General features: G+C 68.8%; 14 protein-coding genes. 5 read left to right on the forward strand and 9 right to left on the reverse strand.

Annotation, left to right across the window (positions count from 1 at the left end; genetic code table 11):
- Window positions 1-16: 16 nt before the first annotated feature.
- The 4 genes from pheT to V8J39_RS09265 form a co-directional block, all read right to left on the reverse strand.
- Window positions 17-2425, reverse strand: a complete 2409-nt coding sequence (gene pheT / locus V8J39_RS09250) for a phenylalanine--tRNA ligase subunit beta (RefSeq protein WP_336460600.1) — start codon at window positions 2423-2425, stop codon at window positions 17-19.
- The gene (locus V8J39_RS09255) at window positions 2422-2871 is read right to left on the reverse strand and encodes a hypothetical protein (protein WP_336460601.1); all 450 of its coding nucleotides are present in this window, start codon (window positions 2869-2871) and stop codon (window positions 2422-2424) included. The genes pheT and V8J39_RS09255 overlap by 4 nt, the downstream gene beginning before the upstream one ends.
- Window positions 2872-3065: 194 nt before the next feature.
- A complete protein-coding gene (gene pheS, locus V8J39_RS09260; RefSeq protein WP_336460602.1) occupies window positions 3066-4145 on the reverse strand; it encodes a phenylalanine--tRNA ligase subunit alpha in 1080 nt (359 codons plus the stop codon).
- A 78-nt stretch (window positions 4146-4223) separates the two neighbouring features.
- Entirely contained in the window at window positions 4224-5636 is a 1413-nt protein-coding gene (locus tag V8J39_RS09265) for an alanine/glycine:cation symporter family protein (protein ID WP_336460603.1), read from the reverse strand.
- A 154-nt stretch (window positions 5637-5790) separates the two neighbouring features.
- On the opposite strand from V8J39_RS09265, the gene V8J39_RS09270 reads away from it, so the two are divergent.
- Together V8J39_RS09270 and V8J39_RS09275 are read left to right on the forward strand one after the other, a co-directional pair.
- Window positions 5791-6246, forward strand: a complete 456-nt coding sequence (locus V8J39_RS09270; protein ID WP_336460604.1) for a MarR family winged helix-turn-helix transcriptional regulator — start codon at window positions 5791-5793, stop codon at window positions 6244-6246.
- A 3-nt stretch (window positions 6247-6249) separates the two neighbouring features.
- Complete coding sequence (locus V8J39_RS09275) at window positions 6250-7464, forward strand: Bcr/CflA family efflux MFS transporter (protein ID WP_336460605.1); 1215 nt, start codon at window positions 6250-6252, stop codon at window positions 7462-7464.
- A gap of 103 nt (window positions 7465-7567) precedes the next feature.
- Here the strand turns inward: V8J39_RS09275 and rplT are convergent, their stop codons facing one another.
- From rplT to pyk, 4 genes are all read right to left on the reverse strand, one after another.
- Window positions 7568-7939: a 50S ribosomal protein L20 gene (gene rplT / locus V8J39_RS09280; RefSeq protein WP_336460606.1), complete on the reverse strand. Its 372-nt coding sequence runs from the start codon at window positions 7937-7939 to the stop codon at window positions 7568-7570.
- Window positions 7940-7955: 16 nt separating this feature from the next.
- Window positions 7956-8156, reverse strand: coding sequence for a 50S ribosomal protein L35 (rpmI, locus tag V8J39_RS09285; protein WP_336460607.1), 201 nt, complete (start codon window positions 8154-8156; stop codon window positions 7956-7958).
- Between the two features lie 168 nt (window positions 8157-8324).
- Entirely contained in the window at window positions 8325-8549 is a 225-nt protein-coding gene (locus V8J39_RS09290) for a hypothetical protein (RefSeq protein WP_336460608.1), read from the reverse strand.
- 48 nt (window positions 8550-8597) lie between these two features.
- A complete protein-coding gene (gene pyk, locus V8J39_RS09295) occupies window positions 8598-10046 on the reverse strand; it encodes a pyruvate kinase (RefSeq protein ID WP_336460609.1) in 1449 nt (482 codons plus the stop codon).
- Window positions 10047-10177: 131 nt separating this feature from the next.
- On the opposite strand from pyk, the gene V8J39_RS09300 reads away from it, so the two are divergent.
- The 3 genes from V8J39_RS09300 to V8J39_RS09310 all read left to right on the forward strand — a co-directional run bounded on the left by V8J39_RS09300 (window position 10178) and on the right by V8J39_RS09310 (window position 12145).
- Window positions 10178-10963 carry an N-formylglutamate amidohydrolase gene (locus tag V8J39_RS09300; RefSeq protein ID WP_336460610.1) on the forward strand — a complete coding sequence of 262 codons (786 nt, stop codon included), beginning with the start codon at window positions 10178-10180 and terminating at the stop codon, window positions 10961-10963.
- 127 nt (window positions 10964-11090) lie between these two features.
- Window positions 11091-11411 carry a DUF1244 domain-containing protein gene (locus tag V8J39_RS09305; RefSeq protein ID WP_336461188.1) on the forward strand — a complete coding sequence of 107 codons (321 nt, stop codon included), beginning with the start codon at window positions 11091-11093 and terminating at the stop codon, window positions 11409-11411.
- 182 nt (window positions 11412-11593) lie between these two features.
- Window positions 11594-12145 (forward strand): hypothetical protein, encoded by a 552-nt coding sequence (locus tag V8J39_RS09310; protein ID WP_336460611.1) that lies wholly within the window; start codon window positions 11594-11596, stop codon window positions 12143-12145.
- Between the two features lie 55 nt (window positions 12146-12200).
- Here V8J39_RS09310 and V8J39_RS09315 read toward each other — a convergent pair whose 3' ends face one another.
- A complete protein-coding gene (locus tag V8J39_RS09315; protein WP_336460612.1) occupies window positions 12201-13061 on the reverse strand; it encodes a D-amino-acid transaminase in 861 nt (286 codons plus the stop codon).
- Between the last annotated feature and the right edge of the window lie 18 nt (window positions 13062-13079).

Genomic DNA, 13079 nt, shown 5'->3' on the forward strand with positions numbered 1-13079 from the left:
GCGGGCAAGCCCGCCGTCAGCCGCGCAGGGTGCCGCCGGTGGCCTTGGTCACCTTCTCGACGATCTTGGCGGAGACGGCCGCGATGTCGTCCTCGGTCAGGGTCTTGCCGGCGGGCTGCAGCCGCACGGTCAGCGCAAGGCTCTTCTTGCCCGCGCCCATCTGCGCCTCGGCCGAGGCGCCGGTGAACTGGTCGAAGACGCGCACGCTTTCGATCAGGGCCTTGTCGGCGCCGGTGGCGGCATTGACCGCCGTCAGCGCCTCGACATGGGCATCGAGCACGAAGGCGAAGTCGCGCTCCACCGCCTGAAGATCCGACAGCTTCAGCGCCGGGCGGGTGGCCGACTTCACCTTCGGGAACGGCACCGCCTCGGGCAGGACGGTGAAGGCCACCGCCGGGCCCTTGACGCCCATCTCGCGCAGCACCTTCGGATGCACCTCGCCGAAGACCGCAATCGCGTTCGGCCCCAGCGCGATCACGCCCGAGCGGCCCGGGTGGAACCAGCCCGGCACCTTGCGGGTGACCTGCACGCGGGCAGGCGCGCCGATGGCCGACAGAACAGCCTCGGCATCGGCCTTGGCGTCATAGAGGTCGACGGGACGGCGCGAACCGAAGGTGTCGCGCTGGGCCGAGGCGCCGACCAGCAGGCCCGCGGCCGCCAGCTTCTGCTCGCCCGGCTCGCCGCCCGAGAAGACCGGGCCGATCTCGAACAGCGCGAGGTCCGCGAAGCCGCGCGCCTGGTTGCGGGCCGCCGCCGCCAGCAGCCCCGGCAGCAGGTCGGGGCGCAGGTGCGTCATCTCCGAGGAAATCGGGTTCTCGATCCGCACGGCCTCGGAGCCACCACCGAAGAGCGCCGCGGAAGCCCCGTCGATGAAGCTGTAGGTGACGCACTCGTTGTAGCCCAGCGCCGCCAGCGCCCGCCGCGCGGCCTTCTCGCGCATCTGCATCGGCGTCAGGATCGGCTGCGGCACGCCGGCGGTTTCCCGCGCCATCGGCTTGCCTTCCAGCCTGGTCAGGGACGCGATGCGCGCGACCTCTTCGACCAGGTCGGCCTCGCCCAGCACGTCGGGGCGCCACGAGGGCGGCGTCGCCATATCGCCGTCAAGCGTGAAGCCCAAGGCTTCCAGCGTCTTGCGCTGCGTCTCGGGCGCGATCTCCATCCCCACGAGGCTGATCACCCGCGCGGTGTCCAGGCGGTAGGCCCGCGTCGTGTCGGGCGCGGCACCGGCGGTCACGACCTCGGAGGCCTCGCCGCCGCAGAGATCGAGGATCATCCGCGTCGCCAGTTCGATGCCCTCGGCGGTGAACTGCGGATCGATCCCGCGCTCGAAGCGATAGCGCGCGTCCGAATTGATCCGCAGCGCGCGGCCCGTTGTGGCGGTGCGGATCGGGTCGAAATAGGCGGCCTCGAGGAAGACCTCGGTGGTCTCGTCCGAACAGCCGGTCTCTTCGCCGCCCATCACCGCGCCGAGGCTTTCGACCTTGTCGCCCACCGCGATCACCGTCATGCCGGGCTTCAGCGCATAGGTCTTGCCGTCGAGCGCCAAGAGGCTCTCGCCCTCGCGCGCCGAGCGCACGGTGAGCCCGCCCGCGACCTTGCCGGCGTCGAAGACGTGCAGCGGGCGGTTCAGGTCGAAGGTGAAGAGGTTCGTGATGTCGACGAGCGTCGAGATCGGGCGCAGGCCGATCGCGGTGAGGCGCTGTTGCAGCGAGGCCGGCGAGGGCCCGTTCTTCACGCCGCGGATCACCCGGCCGAGGAAATGCGGACAGGCCTTTTCGGCGACCTCGGGGGCCAGCGTCACCGGCACCGGGCACGGGAACGCGCCCGCGACCGGCTCGACCGTCAGAGGCTTCAGCGTGCCAAGGCCCCGCGCCGCGAGGTCGCGCGCGACGCCGCGCACGCCCAGCGCATCGGGGCGGTTCGGGGTGATCTTGATGTAGATCATCGGATCGACCGCGGCGGGGCGGTTCGCGGCCAGCCAGTCGACGAACTTCTGGCCGACCTCGCCCGAGGGCAGCTCGATGATGCCGTTGTGCTCGTCGCTGAGTTCAAGCTCGCGTTCCGAGGCCATCATGCCGTGGCTCTCGACGCCGCGGATCTTTCCGACGCCGAGCGTGGTGTCGATGCCGGGGACGTAGTCGCCGGGCTTGCACAGCACGACGGTGATGCCAGCGCGGGCGTTCGGGGCGCCGCAGACGATCTGCTTTTCACCCTCGTCGGTCATCACGCGGCAGACCCGCAGCCGGTCGGCATCGGGGTGCTGCTCGGCATGAACGACCTTCGCCAGCGTGAAGGTGTCCAGCTTGGCGGCGGGGTTCGTGACCTCCTCGACCTCGAGCCCGAGGTCGGTCAGCGCATAGAGGATCTCGTCGAGGCTCGCCTCGGTCTCGAGATGGTCCTTCAGCCAGGAGAGGGTGAATTTCATTGCAAGCGCACCTTGAGGTTAAGCCCGTCCCGCAGGTCTGAAACGTATTCCGCAAGCAGATCATTGGGGCTTTGATTTACGTCTAGAGATAGTGCCATCGATTGAATGCCGGCCAGCATCTCATCGACGCGGTCGTAGACCCTCTCCGGCGACGTCTTGAGAGACCTGAGCATTGCACAGTCAGAGACCAGCAAAGAGATCAGGCCATCGAGCTGTTCTGCCACTGCAGATATGTAGACAATGCCTTTCGGAGCGCCATCGATGGCCGCCAATATCCGCGCCTGAGCATCCATAGCAATCAGTTGGTTCTTCAGATTACGAGCTACTGAAAGTTTGTCTTCCAGCGCAGGGATGACCACGCCATAAGGGTCGCCGGCGAGCGCCTCGATAACCCTGTATGAGTCTAGCGATCTAAAGTCCGCAATATGTCGAATGTCTCTGCTCATACTTAGAACGGCAGCAAGCTGCTCTGCGCACTTCTCTCGCACATAAATGAGCCCCTGCTGACGCCTCCAGTCCGTGAACTGACGATAAGCAACGACGACACCAACTAGGGCAAGACCTAGCCCGGCCCAATCGGCGACTGCGCTAAAGACCGCGGCCACGTCGGAAGTGGTTACGTCTGAGCCTACGCCAGAACTCACCCACCAACCCCACCAAACACCGTCGGCACATCAAGCGGCGTGAAGCCGTAGTGCTTCAACCACCGCAAATCACTCTCGAAGAAGGCGCGCAGGTCGGGGATGCCGTATTTCAGCATCGCCATCCGGTCGATGCCCATGCCGAAGGCAAAGCCCTGCCACTCGGCCAGGTCGACATTCGCCGCCGCCAGCACCTTCGGGTGCACCATGCCCGAGCCCAGAACCTCCATCCAGCCGTCGCCCTCGCCGATGCGCAGCTGGCCGTCGACCCAGGAACACTGGATGTCGACCTCGGCCGAGGGCTCGGTGAAGGGGAAGTGCGAGGCGCGGAAGCGGGTCTTCACCTTCACGCCGAAATAGGCGGTGAAGAATTCCTCGAGCACCCATTTCAGGTTCGCCATCGAGATGTCGCGGCCGATCGCAAGGCCCTCGATCTGGTGGAACATCGGCGTGTGGGTCTGGTCCATGTCCATGCGGTAGACGCGGCCCGGGGCGATGACGCGGATCGGCGCGCCCTGTTCGGTCATCGCGCGGATCTGTACCGGCGAGGTATGGGTGCGCAGCACGTGCGGCGGGCGGTTGTCGCCCTCGGCCCGCGCCATGAAGAAGGTGTCATGCTCCTGCCGGGCGGGATGCTCGGGCGGGATGTTGAGCGCGTCGAAGTTGTACCAGTCGCTTTCGACCTGCGGGCCTTCGGCGACGGCAAACCCCATGTCGGCGAAGATGGCGGTGACCTCGTCCATCACCCGGCTGACGGGGTGGATGGTGCCCATGCGGCGGGGGCGGCCCGGCAGCGTCACGTCGAGCCACTCGGCCTTCAGCCGTTCATCCAGCGCGGCATCGGCCAGCGCCGCCTTCTTGGCGCGCAGCGCCGCGTCGATCTCGTCCTTCAGGCGGTTCAGCGCGGCACCGGTGGTCTGGCGCTCTTCGGGGCTCATCCTGCCCAGCTCGCGCATCTTCAGGCTGATCTCGCCCTTCTTGCCCAGCGCCGCCAGCCGCAGCTCCTCGAGCGCCGCCTCGTCACCCGCGCCCGAGACGCCTTCCAGATATTTGGCCTTCAGCGCGTCGAGCCCGTCCATGATCCGCGTCCTCAAAGAATTGCGCGCCCCTGCTAGCAAGCGGGGCGCGCGAAGTCAAAGCGGGCCGTGGCCGCGGCGTCACTTCCAGATCGTCGGGTCCACGCCCTTCATCAGCCCGGGGTGGTCCGACAGGTGGAAGCGCGGCTGCTTGCCGATCAGGCGCTGGTTCAGATAGCTCTTGGTCACCGCCGCCACCGTGCCCGAGAGGGCGACGATGGCGATCAGGTTGATCGTGGCCATCAGCCCCATCGAGGCGTCGGCGAAGTTGAAGACGGTCGCGACCGCCTGCACCGCGCCCCAGACCACCATGGCCAGCGCGGCGATGCGCAGCACCAGCAGCCCGCCGCGGTTGCCAAAGCCCAGGAACTCCATCGCGTTCTCGGCATAGGCGTAGTTGCCGATGATCGAGGTGAAGGCGAAGAAGAAGATCGCCACCGCGACGAAGACGGCGCCGAAGCTGCCGAAGTGATGCTCGAGCGCGAGCTGGGTCAGCGCGGTGCCGGTGACGCCCGAGCCCGGCTCGACCACGCCGGCGAGCAGGATCATCACGGCGGTGGCGGTGCAGACCAGGATCGTGTCGATGAAGACGCCCAGCGCCTGCACGAAGCCCTGGCTCGAGGGGTGGTGCGGGTCGGGGGTGGCGACGGCGGCGATGTTGGGGGCCGAGCCCATGCCGGCCTCGTTCGAGAACAGGCCGCGCTTGATCCCGTTCAGCGCCGCGGCGGCGATCCCGCCCGCGATGCCGCCCGCGGCCTGGCCGACGCCGAAGGCGCCGCCGACGATCTGGCCGATCGCGCCCGGCACCGCGGTGATGTTCATCGCCAGCACGATGATCGCGAGCAGCAGGTAGATCCCGGCCATGAACGGCACCACGATCTCGGCCACCTTGGCGATCTGCGGGATGCCGCCGAAGATGATGATCGCGGTCAGCACGGCGATCACCAGGCCGACGGCGATCTTGGGCACGCCGAAGGCGCCCTCGAAGGCCTCGGCGATCGAATTGGCCTGGACGGCGTTGAACACGAGGCCGAAGGCGATGATCAGGCAGATCGAGAACACCGCGCCCAGCCAGGGCATACCGAGGCCGCGGGCAATGTAGAAGGCCGGGCCACCGCGGTACATGCCGCCGGTGCCATGGGTCTTGTAAAGCTGGGCGAGCGTGCTTTCGCTATAGGCCGTGGCCATGCCCACCAGCGCCACCATCCACATCCAGAACACGGCGCCCGGGCCCCCGAGGTAGATCGCGACCGCGACGCCGGCGATGTTGCCCGTCCCCACGCGCGAGGCGAGGCTGACGGTCAGCGCCTGCAGGGGCGAGATGCCGCTCTTGTCGCTCTCGTCCGAGCCCATGACGCAGCGGATCATCTCGGGGAAGTGGCGGAACTGGATGAAGCCAAGCCGGATCGTGAAGAACAGCCCGACCGCGAGCAGGCCGTAGATCAGCACGTATCCCCAGAAGATCGTGTTCAGGAAATCGATGATCGCGTCCATTCCGGCCCCTCTTGGCATTGTTGCAGTCTCAGCAACCGTGACGAATGTTGTGTAAAATTCAAACATATTCCGACAGAGCCGATTTTCGCCACGCCCGTTGCGCTGCAGAAAGGTAAAGCCTAATATTGTTGCACTACAAACCAACGGGAGCCCGATGCCGACTCCGCAAGAACGACTGGGCCGCCGGCTCCAGCATTCCGCCCGCGCCTGGCGGCGCGCCGTCAACGCGCGCCTCGCGCCGCTCGACCTGACCGAGGCCACCTGGCTTCCGCTTCTGTACCTGCACCGCGCCGACCGGCCGGTCCGGCAGGTCGACCTGGCGGAATTCCTGTCGCTCGACCGCTCGTCGGTGGTGCGGCTGGTGGACACGCTGGAACAGGCGGGGCTGGTGAAACGCTCCGAGGATCCGGGGGACCGTCGCGCCAAGCGCCTGACGCTGCTGCCCGCGGCCGAGCCGATCGTCGGCATGGCCGAGAACGCCGCGAACGAGGTGCGCAGCCAGGTCCTAGAAGGGATCACCGCCGAGGACATCGAGGTGGTGAACCGGGTGCTCGAGCGCATTCTCGACCGGCTTCCGGGCATCACCGACGACCCGATGGACAGGATCTGACGGATGGCGACGCGGACCGCTGACAGCGCTGATGCGATGACCAGCCCGCCGCGTCGCCTGCCGCTCTGGACGCTTGTCCTGATCAGCTTCTCGGGCACGCTCGGGATGCATGTCTTCGTGCCGGCCCTGCCCCAGGCGGGGGCCGAGCTGGGCGCGGGCCCGGGCGCGATGCAGCTGACGATCTCGCTCTACATCATGGGGCTGGCGGTGGGGCAACTGCTCTATGGCCCGCTGTCGGACCGCTATGGCCGCCGCCCGCCGCTGCTGGCGGGGCTGGCGCTTTACGCCGCGGCCGGGATCGTCGCGGCCTCGGCCCAGGGCGTGGCCGCGCTGGTCGCGGCGCGGCTGCTGCAGGCGCTTGGCGGTTGCGCGGGGCTGGTGCTGGCGCGGGCCATGGTGCGCGACATCTCGCCCCCGCGCGAGGCGGCGGGGCAGCTTGCGACGCTGAACATGATCGTCACCATCGGCCCTGCGGTGGCACCGCTGGCGGGCGGGTTCCTTGCCGCCTGGCTGGGATGGCGGTCGATCTTCGGCGGACTCGCGACGCTCGGGGTCTGCTGCCTTGCCGTCGCGCTCTGGGTGATCCCCGAGACGCATCGCGGCGGGCGCGCCGCCTCGGGCGCGATCAACAGCCAGGCGGTGCTGCTGCGCGACCCGGCCTTCCGGCTTTTGGTGCTGGGCGGCTCCTGCGCGACGACCTCGCTTTATTCCATCGTCACCACCGCGCCCTATGTTCTGACGCACCAGATGGGCCTTGCGCCCGAGATGCTGGGGCTGGGGCTCGGCATCATCATCCTGGGTGTGGTCGCCGGCAATTTCGCGGCGCGCAACCTGCTGCGGGTGATGCCGATCGCGCGGGTGGTGATCCTGGCCTCGAGCCTGGCCTGCGCCGCCGCCGCCACGGCGCTGACGGTCGCGCTGTTCACCGAGATGACGATGGTCACCTACCTGGCGCCGCTCTTCACCTTCACCTTCTGCTCGGGGATGGCCGGCCCACTCGCCGCCGCGGCGGCGATGAGCGTCCGGCCGCAATATGCCGGGGCGGCCTCGGGGCTGTACGGCTTCGCGCAGATGACCTTCGGCGCGGTGGTCACCATGCTGGCCGGCCTCGGCCCGGCGCCCGCGGTTTCGGCGGCGGTGCTGCTGTGCGTCTCGGCGCTGACGGCGCGGCTGGCCTTCGCCCGGGCGATCCGCACAGGCCACGTGCCCGAGACCTGAGCCGCCCCCGCCCCACGCCCTGCAAGGCGAAGGGGACCCGCAAAGCGAAAGGGCCCCGCGCCTGCGCGCGGGGCCCTTCGGATGTCTCGGTCGCGTGTCGCGATCAGGCGGCGGCCGGAACGGCGGCGCGGGCCTTCTCGACGATGCCGGCGAAGACCGCGGGCTCATGCACCGCGAGATCGGCCAGCACCTTGCGGTCCACCTCGATCCCCGCGACGGCGAGGGCGTTGATGAAGCGCGAATAGGTCATCGACGCATCGACCTCGCGGACGGCGGCGTTGATCCGCTGGATCCACAGGGCGCGGAAGTTGCGCTTGCGGGCCTTGCGGTCGCGGGTCGCGTACTGCTGGGCCTTGTCGACCGCCTGCGTGGCGGTACGGAAGTTGCGGCTGCGAGCGCTGTAATAGCCCTTCGCTGCCTTGATCACCTTGCGGTGACGGGCGTGGGTCACCTTGCCGGACTTGACGCGTGCCATGGTTCAGCTCTCCCGTTCAGCGGTTGTAGGGCATGTATTTCTTGACGATCTTCGCGTCCGACTCGGACAGGATCATCGTCCCCGTCACGTCGCGGATGAATTTCGTCGAGCGCTTGATCATGCCGTGCCGCTTGCCGGCCGGGCCCGCCTTGACCTTGCCGGTCGCGGTGAACGAGAACCGCTTCTTCGCAGCGGACTTCGTCTTCATCTTGGGCATTTCCATCTCCTCTTGCGAGTTGTCAGACGCGCGACTCGGCAATGCCACATCGGCCGGCCGCGCGGGGTGTTCGAGCCGCGGGCTATAGACGCCCTCGGCGGGCGGCGCAAGCCCCCGGGCCCAACGATTTCAGGGAAACGGGATTCCAGGGAGAATCGTGCATCCGCGTCAGTGCAGCATGCCGCCGATCGTGCCGTAGAACACATGCGGCAGCTCGGACAGGCGGTAGCCGTCGGGCGAGGTGTACCAGGCCAGGCCGATCAGCCCCGCCCCGGTCAGGAAGGCCAGGCCCGCCACCCAGGGGTGGCGCTCGTCGGTCCAGGCGCTGACCAGCGCGGGGATGCCCATCACGAAGATCACCGCGCCGAACACGAGGAGGCGGTCAGGATCCATGCGTCCCTCCCGCCCCCGCCGGCCCGGCCATGGTCGCACGACCCGCGATCACTCGGGATCGGTGCGGTAGATCAGCCGCTCGTCGCAGGGCGCGACGCGCAGGATGTTGGTGGTGCCCTGCACGTTGAAGGGCACGCCCGCGATCAGCACGATCGACTCGTCCTCGGTGGCGAAGCCCTCGGCCACGGCGGTGCGCACCGCGCCCACGACCGCGCCCTTGAACCGGTCGGCCGCCTCGCAATAGGCGACGTGCACGCCCCAGGTCAGGCACAGCTTGCGCAGCACCGGCGTGAACGGCGTCAGCGCCAGGATCGGCACCCGCGGCCGCTCGCGCGAGACGAGGTTCACGGTCTTGCCGGTCTCGGTATAGCAGCAGATCGCCCGGATCTGGCCCGTGGTCTCGGCCAGCTCGCGCGCGGCACCGACGATGCCCTCGGCCACCGTGCGCCGCTCGAACTGGCGGCTGGCCTCGATCACCTGGCGGTAGGTCGCGTCCTCCTCGACCGAGCGCGCGACGCTGTCCATCGTGCGCACGGCCTCGATCGGATAGCGGCCGGCGGCGCTTTCGGCAGACAGCATGACGGCGTCCGCGCCCTCGTACATCGCGCCCGCGACGTCCGACACCTCGGCCCGGGTGGGCATCGGGCTCTCGATCATCGATTCGAGCATCTGGGTCGCGACGATCACCGGCTTGCCGACGGCCCGGCACTTGCGCACCAGCCGCTTCTGGATCGGCGGCACCGAATAGACCGGCATCTCGACCCCGAGATCGCCCCGCGCGACCATGATCCCGTCCGAAACCTCGAGGATCCGGTCGAAGGTGTTCAGCGCGGCCGGCTTCTCGATCTTGGCAAGGATCGCGGCCCGGCCCTTGGCCAGTTCGCGCGCCTCGAGCACGTCCTCGGGGCGCTGCACGAAGCTCAGCGCCAGCCAGTCGACGCCCAGCTCGCAGGCGAATTCCAGGTCCGAGCGGTCCTTTTCGGACAGCGCCGCCAGCGGCAGCACCACGTCGGGCACGTTCACGCCCTTGCGGTTCGAGATCGTGCCCGGGATCGTGACCACGCAATCGGCGAAGTCGGGGCCGCAGGCCTCGACCCGCATGCGGATCTTGCCGTCGTTGATCAGCAGGGTCGAGCCGGGCTTGAGCGCCTCGAAGATCTCGGGATGCGGCAGGCAGCAGCGCGTCGCGTCGCCCGGCTTCTGGTCGAGATCGAAGCGGAAGGCCTGCCCCTCCTCGAGGTCCTCGGACCCGTGGGTGAAGGTGCCGGTGCGCAGTTTCGGCCCCTGAAGGTCGGCCAGCACCGCGATCGGGCGCCCGGTCTCCTTCTCGGCGCGGCGGATGTTGTCGAACCGCGCGCGCTGTTCGGCCTGGGTGCCATGGCTCATGTTCAGCCGGAACACGTCGGCCCCGGCCCGGAACAGGGCCAGGATCATTTCATAGTCGCTGGAAGCCGGACCCAGTGTGGCCACGATCTTCACATTCCGAAGGCGTCTCATCCCTGCCTCGCTCGTTCTTACGTGTCGTCGTTCTCGGTGGGCCACGGACTTGATGGACGAATTTCCGCACACCCGCAACTGGCCCCCGGCCATGGAACGCCCTAAACAGTTGGTGAGACGGAAATGCGACGATGACCCAGCCCGAAACCACGCCCCCCGGCCCCGAGAGCCTGCCCCAGGACGGCCCCGCCTTCGAGATCCTCGGGGCCGACCGTCCCTCGCGCTGGCTGATGACCTGCGACCACGCCACCAACATCGTGCCACCCTCGGTCGGTCACGGCTCGCTCGGGATCGCGCCCGAGGACATGGCCCGCCACATCGCCTTCGACCCGGGCGCGGCGGGGGTGACGCGGGCGCTGGCCGACCTGCTGGACGCGCCCGCGATCCTGTCGCGCTTCTCGCGCCTCGTGATCGACCCGAACCGGGGCGAGGACGACCCGACACTGGTGATGAAGCTGTACGACGGCACGATCATCCCGGCGAACCGCGCCGTGGGCCCGGCCGAGACCGAGCGCCGGCTTGCCGCCTTCCACCGCCCCTATCACGCCGCCTACGCGGCCCTTGCCGCGCGCCACCCCGCCCGGGCGATCTGCGCGCTGCACAGCTTCACCCCCCGCCTCAAGGGCCGGCCCGACCGCCCTTGGCAGATCGGCATCCTGCATTCGCACCGCGACAGCCGGCTGGCGCTGCCGCTGATCGCGGCCCTGGCCGACACCGGGCTTTGCGTCGGCGACAACGAGCCCTATTCCGGGCATCTCGACGGCGACGCGATCGACCGCCACGCGCTGTCGCAGGGCCGCCCGAACGTCCTGATCGAGATCCGCAACGACCTGATCGCGACCGAGGCCGACCAGCAGGCCTGGGCCGCGCGCCTCGCCCCCGTGCTGCAGGCGGTCCTTGCCGCGAGCGGCCTCTGACGCGGGCGGCCCCGGCCCGGATGTCCCGGGCACGCGGGCCGCAGCCCCCTCCCCCTCCGGCGCGCCGCGCCCCATATTGGCCGAGAGACACAAGCAAAGGCCCGATCCGATGACCCAGACCCCGCCCCTGGACGACGCCACCCGCACCGAGCTTGAGGCCGCGGCCTTCCGTGCGCTGCGCGACCACCTGATGGTCCAGCGCCCCGACGTGCAGAACATCGACCTGATGACCCTCGCGGGTTTCTGCCGCAATTGCCTGTCGCGCTGGTACCAGGAAGCCGCGGCCGACCGTGGCATCGACATGGACAAGGACACCGCGCGCGAGATCTTCTACGGCATGCCCTACGACGACTGGCGGGCGCGGAACCAGACCGAGGCGGATGCGGCCAAGCAGGCGGCCTTCGCGCAGGCGTTTCGCGAAAATGTCGGGGAAGAGCCTCCGCGCTGACACCCGGCCGGCGACGTTTCGCCGAATTCGCGTCAACGATCCGGGTTTTGCGCCCCGCATTGTCGCGCAACCCTGAATTGCGCTGCGGTGACTTCGTCTTTTTGCCCAGATCCTGCCACGATTGCACCCGAAGCTTGCCGAAGTCGGGCCCGGAGAATCCGGGGCAGTCGTGGAGACAGGCCATGAAGCGCGCGTTCACCCAAGCCACCCCTTCGCGGGGGCGGACCGAACTTGAACAGGACCTCGGCCAGGACCTCGGACCTTTCGTGCCGGTCCTGCGCGGAACCGAACCGATCGAGCTGGCCGAGGCGGGCCCCGAGCCGGCGCTGCCGCCGCTTGCGCCGATCAGCGAGCGGGACGAGGACCATGCCTGGCACGAGGCCCTGCGCCGTGCGGCCGAGGAGGCCGCCCTGGACGCGGACTGGCGCGCCGCGGGCGTGGCCGAGACCCTGCGCCTCGAGGCCGAGGCCGCGATCGCCGCGGCGGCGCGCCTGCCGAACCACGGCTACGACTCCGCGGTGACGGTGATCAGCAGCTATGTCCCCGGCCGCGCCCCGGTCGAGATCACCATCTTCGCGCCGATTCCCGATGCCGAGGTCGATGTCGACCTGCAACCGGCCAGCCGCGGCCTGGGGACCGAGGTGCTGATCGGCGGCCGGTTGCGCGCGGTGCTGACCGGCGTGCTGCCCTACGACGTCGACCCGACCGACCTGATGATCGAATTCGCCGGCTGAACGCGAACGGGCGCCCCGTGGGGCGCCCGTCGCAGCGGTCCGGCCGGGCCTGCGATCAGATCGCGGACTTGCGCATCTCGTCGATGTAGATCTCGCGCAGGCGCGTGGCCACCGGGCCGGGGGTACCGGCGCCGATCGTGGCCGCGTCGATCTTCACGATCGGCATCACGAAGGACGAGGCCGAGGTGCAGAACGCCTCGTCGGCGCCATAGGCCTCCTCGGGGGTGAAGCTGCGCTCGACCACCTCCATCTGCGCCTCGCGGGCGAAGCGCAGGACGGCGGCGCGGGTGATGCCGTGCAGGATGTCGTTCGACAGCGCGCGGGTGATGATCTGGCCGTTCTTCACGATGTAGGCGTTGTTGGAATAGCCCTCGGTCACGAGGCCGTCCTCGACGAACCAGGCGTCCGAGACGCCGGCCTTCTTCGCCATCATCTTCGCCATCGACGGGTACAGCAGCTGCACCGTCTTGATGTCGCGCCGGCCCCAGCGGATGTCGGGCACGGTGATGACCTCGATCCCGGTCTTGGACAGCGGGCTGTCGGCGAAGCCGGGCTTGGCGGTGGTGAACATCACCAGCGTCGGCTTCACCGGCGGCTCGGGCCAGGCGAAGTCGCGGTCGCCCGGGTTGCCGCGGGTCACCTGCAGGTAGACGGTGCCGTCGGTGATCGCGTTCTTCTCGATCAGCGCGCGGTGGATCGCCAGCAGCTCGTCCATGGTGCAGGGCGCATCCATCTCGAGCTCCTTGAGGCTGCGCTCGAGCCGCTTGGCGTGACCGTCGAAATCGACGAGCTTGCCGCCCAGCACGGTGGTCACCTCGTAGACGCCATCGGCCATCAGGAAGCCGCGGTCGAAGATCGAGATCCTGGCCTCTTCCTCGGGCAGGTAGTCGCCGTTCACATAGACGGTGCGGCTCATCGGTCGGGTCCTTTCAGT

Source organism: Frigidibacter sp. MR17.24, assembly GCF_037095655.1.
Taxonomy (GTDB): domain Bacteria; phylum Pseudomonadota; class Alphaproteobacteria; order Rhodobacterales; family Rhodobacteraceae; genus Frigidibacter.

Excerpts from the sequence above, each read along its gene's own strand:
- V8J39_RS09265 (WP_336460603.1), bottom strand. The coding sequence starts at position 5,636 with ATGGACGCGATCATCGATTTCCTGAACACGATCTTCTGGGGATACGTG.
- rpmI (WP_336460607.1), bottom strand. The coding sequence starts at position 8,156 with ATGCCCAAGATGAAGACGAAGTCCGCTGCGAAGAAGCGGTTCTCGTTC.
- V8J39_RS09290 (WP_336460608.1), bottom strand. The coding sequence starts at position 8,549 with ATGGATCCTGACCGCCTCCTCGTGTTCGGCGCGGTGATCTTCGTGATG.
- V8J39_RS09300 (WP_336460610.1), top strand. The coding sequence starts at position 10,178 with ATGACCCAGCCCGAAACCACGCCCCCCGGCCCCGAGAGCCTGCCCCAG.
- pheS (WP_336460602.1), bottom strand. The coding sequence starts at position 4,145 with ATGGACGGGCTCGACGCGCTGAAGGCCAAATATCTGGAAGGCGTCTCG.
- pyk (WP_336460609.1), bottom strand. The coding sequence starts at position 10,046 with ATGAGACGCCTTCGGAATGTGAAGATCGTGGCCACACTGGGTCCGGCT.
- V8J39_RS09315 (WP_336460612.1), bottom strand. The coding sequence starts at position 13,061 with ATGAGCCGCACCGTCTATGTGAACGGCGACTACCTGCCCGAGGAAGAG.
- V8J39_RS09310 (WP_336460611.1), top strand. The coding sequence starts at position 11,594 with ATGAAGCGCGCGTTCACCCAAGCCACCCCTTCGCGGGGGCGGACCGAA.
- V8J39_RS09270 (WP_336460604.1), top strand. The coding sequence starts at position 5,791 with ATGCCGACTCCGCAAGAACGACTGGGCCGCCGGCTCCAGCATTCCGCC.
- V8J39_RS09255 (WP_336460601.1), bottom strand. The coding sequence starts at position 2,871 with ATGAGCAGAGACATTCGACATATTGCGGACTTTAGATCGCTAGACTCA.
- rplT (WP_336460606.1), bottom strand. The coding sequence starts at position 7,939 with ATGGCACGCGTCAAGTCCGGCAAGGTGACCCACGCCCGTCACCGCAAG.
- V8J39_RS09275 (WP_336460605.1), top strand. The coding sequence starts at position 6,250 with ATGGCGACGCGGACCGCTGACAGCGCTGATGCGATGACCAGCCCGCCG.
- pheT (WP_336460600.1), bottom strand. The coding sequence starts at position 2,425 with ATGAAATTCACCCTCTCCTGGCTGAAGGACCATCTCGAGACCGAGGCG.